At 58.0% G+C, this 3508-nt stretch carries 3 protein-coding genes; 2 read left to right on the top strand and 1 reads right to left on the bottom strand.

Annotated features, from left to right (window positions below):
- Positions 1-1863: heavy metal translocating P-type ATPase (locus tag HMPREF2890_RS02570; protein WP_070464886.1), on the top strand; the 1863-nt coding region annotated here is incomplete at its 5' end.
- A gap of 249 nt (positions 1864-2112) precedes the next feature.
- Here HMPREF2890_RS02570 and HMPREF2890_RS02565 read toward each other — a convergent pair.
- On the bottom strand, positions 2113-2349 hold the full coding sequence (locus HMPREF2890_RS02565; RefSeq protein ID WP_070464883.1) for a hypothetical protein: 237 nt from the start codon (positions 2347-2349) through the stop codon (positions 2113-2115).
- A 239-nt stretch (positions 2350-2588) separates the two neighbouring features.
- Here HMPREF2890_RS02565 and HMPREF2890_RS02560 point away from each other — a divergent pair, with 239 nt between their 5' ends.
- On the top strand, positions 2589-2912 hold the full coding sequence (locus tag HMPREF2890_RS02560) for a hypothetical protein (protein WP_070464880.1): 324 nt from the start codon (positions 2589-2591) through the stop codon (positions 2910-2912).
- Positions 2913-3508 lie beyond the last annotated feature (596 nt).

Below are 3508 nucleotides of genomic sequence, written 5' to 3'. Positions count from 1 at the left end.
AAATTAGCACGCATTATCGCTGCCGCCCTACTCCTGGCGGTGGCCATTGTCATTGAGCACAATGTGGCTCTGCCTCTCTGGCAGCTGCTCCTCATCTACCTCGTCCCCTACCTCATCGTTGGGTACGACACGCTGTGGGAGGCGGCGGAGGGAATAGCGGAGGGGGAGCTGCTGGACGAGGACTTCCTGATGAGTATCGCCACACTTGGGGCACTGGGGATAGGCTTCCTGCCGGGGGCTGAGAGCCAGTTCCCCGAGGCGGTCTTCGTGATGCTCTTCTTCCAGCTCGGGGAGCTCTTCGAGGAGTATGCCGAGGGACGCAGCCGTCGGGCGATCTCCCACCTGATGGAGATCCGCCCCGACACCACCCACATCCGCAGAGGGGGAGAGGTGGTGGAGGTCCCCTCTGAGGAGGTCTCCGTCGGCGACACCATGGTGATACGACCGGGAGAGCGAGTGCCCCTCGACGGCATCGTCACCGAGGGCCGCTCCAGCCTCAATACCATCGCCCTCACCGGTGAGAGCATCCCGCGGGGGGTCTCCGTGGAGGATGAGGTCCTCTCCGGATGCGTCAATATCTCCGGGCTGCTTGAGGCACGCGTGACGAAGAGCTTCAGTGACTCCACCGCCTCGCGGATCATCGAGCTGGTGGAGGAGTCCGCCGAGCACAAGTCCCGGAGCGAGACCTTCATCACCCGCTTCGCACGTGTCTACACCCCGATTGTCGTGGGTGTGGCGGTGCTGCTGGCCATCATTCCGCCCCTCCTCTCGGGAGACTTCAGCGGTCACTTCGCCACCTGGCTCTACCGCGCCCTCACCTTCCTCGTCGTCTCCTGCCCCTGTGCGCTCGTCATCTCCATTCCGCTCACCTTCTTCGCCGGCATCGGCGGTGCCTCAAGGGAGGGGATCTTGATAAAGGGGGCCAACTACATTGATCGGCTCGCCAAGACCGGCATCGTCGTGCTGGATAAGACCGGCACGCTGACGAAGGGCGTCTTCGAGGTCAACGCCGTCCATCCCGTGGCGCAGGATAAGAACCACCTACTTCACCTCGCCGCCCACGTGGAGCGCTTCTCCACCCACCCGATCGCCGCATCACTCCGCAATGCCTACCCGGAGGAGCAGGACGACTGCAGCGTAGAGCAGGTCGAGGAGATCGCCGGCGAAGGCGTCACGGCGGTGGTGAATGGACAAAAGGTGGCTGTCGGCAATAGCACCCTCATGGAGCGCATCGGAGCCGAGTGGCACCCCTGCGACCACGTCGGAACGATTGTCCACGTCGCCATCGATGGCGTCTATGCCGGGCACATCGTCGTCTCGGACGCCATCAAGCCCGACGCCCGCGAGGCCATGGACGCACTGCGTCAGGCGGGGATCGCCCGCAGCGTGATGCTGACCGGCGACCACCGAGACGTGGCTGCCCATATCGCTGAGGAGACCGGCGTGACGGCATATCACGCTGAGCTCCTCCCTGAGGATAAGGTAAAGAGACTGGAGGAGGAGCTGAATGCAGCCGAAGGGATGGTCGCCTTCGTCGGGGATGGGATCAATGACGCCCCCGCTCTCGCACGAGCCGACATCGGGATCGCCATGGGCGGTCTCGGCTCCGATGCCGCCATCGAGGCGGCCGATGTGGTGCTGATGGACGACAAGCCCTCCAAGATCGCCCTCGCCATCCGCATCTCTCGCCGGATCCTCCGTATCGCCCGAGAGAATGCCGTCTTCGCCATCGGGGTGAAGCTGCTGGTACTCCTCCTCGCCGCCCTCGGCCTCGCCACGATGGGCATGGCAGTCTTTGCCGACGTCGGCGTGATGGTCCTCGCGATCCTCAACGCCATGCGCGCCCTCCGCTCCCCGAGATAGCAGGAGGCGTACCTCTTCGCTGACCTGATCAGCAGGCGCGTCTGCTTCACGTTGACCACAAGACAAAGGGTTAGCACCCCCCTCCACTGATACCGAAAGGATCCCCGGCAGAGCAGTCTGTCGGGGATCCTTGTTTCAGGGAAAGGACTGGAGCTACACCCCCTCCTACCCTCCTTGTCTCTTATCTGCACATACGATCCATTGCGACCAACTCTTGTCGTATCCTGACTTTATCGATGATCATCAGCCTCACTCTATCATCGCCTCTATGATCCCGGTCACGAAGGCGACGGCAGCTATGATCCCTAAGACTCCGAGGATAAGCATGATGATGCAGCTACAGCCACCCTCGACGATATTTCCTGTCAGGATCTCCTTGGCACTGCCGAAGAGACCTGAGAAATAGCCACCAATAATCCGAAATATCAGTACAACGAAACAAACAATCGCCACAAAGATGATGATACCGATAATCAAGTACCCCATGATCAGTAAGAGTTATCCACAGCTTAAAGTCCTCGTTACGACTGTGCCCTCAGACCCCGACTTGCCCCTGTTGACGCTTCGGTGAACTAACAAAGATAGACTAATCAGTCCCCTTCGCAATCCAAAGCTACACAATAAACTTGTCACCAGTCAAAACCTGCCAGGGGCTTTGTTAAATGGACAGAAGAGAGACTGGAATTTTGTATCTTGTGCATAGCATTATACAGCAGAGACATTTAATGGAGAAAAACAAGAACTACAGCCCGAGCGGAGATAGTCAAGGCGACCTCCCATCACCTGCCGAGCAGCTTGCGATCGAACGGCTTCAGAGACTGAAGGCAGAGAGTGAGCGCCTAAAAAAAGAGCTTTCCAAGAAGCAGGCCGAGTTTGCCAAGAAGCAGGCCGAGCTTGCCAAGTCACAAGAGGAAGCCCGTCAGGCTGAGCTCAGAGTTTATGCGCTCAATACGCTCATTGATGTGGCGGACGAGACCTACGGTCTGGGTCTACGAAAGGTCCTGGGAGAAAGCGACCAGGAGGACCCTCATCGCCATCCAAAGCGATAGCATCACAAAGACGACTCATCCCGCAGACGCGTCTCTCGGAGAGAGATCCCCTCCGAAAACACCAATGCCATCTTGAGTGAATGAACAAGCAGCGAAACCACTCTGCCGACCTCCTATTCGTTACCTTTTTTGTGCTCGGAGGTCTCCTATTAGTGACGAACCACTGTCTATTCCGTAGCCATTTGTTATCCCTTATCGGTGCTTTTGTGACCTACGGGATAGCACCTATCTTGACTATGTATCTCAGGAGGAAGGGAGCACTCCAAATTAGTATGAAAGCCTTTTGGGGAAGAGTGATTCTTGTGATACTCACGGGTGCCTTTTTGTTTGAGTTTCTTCGAGTTTGACTTTACCACGACATAGGTGGTGTAACGGAGAGATGGGGGTTCATTCCTCAAGCCCCACATACGTCGCAGTGGTTGCTTAGCTCCCTAAAAAGTACGACACCCGGACGGGGGCGTGTATCGTACCCGAGGCCTTCTTTCCCGGGGTTTATCTACACTTCGTGCCTCGGCCGATGGCCTTCCCACAGGCATCCGCACTTACCGGCGGGCCGCTTTTTCTGGTTAATTCGCATTTTGATGTGCTGGGAGGGG

Source organism: Porphyromonas sp. HMSC065F10 (genome assembly GCF_001808555.1).
Taxonomy (GTDB): Bacteria; Bacteroidota; Bacteroidia; order Bacteroidales; family Porphyromonadaceae; genus Porphyromonas_A.
Note: the sequence above shows the minus strand (reverse complement) of the source record. Positions and strands in the feature narration are given on the sequence as shown.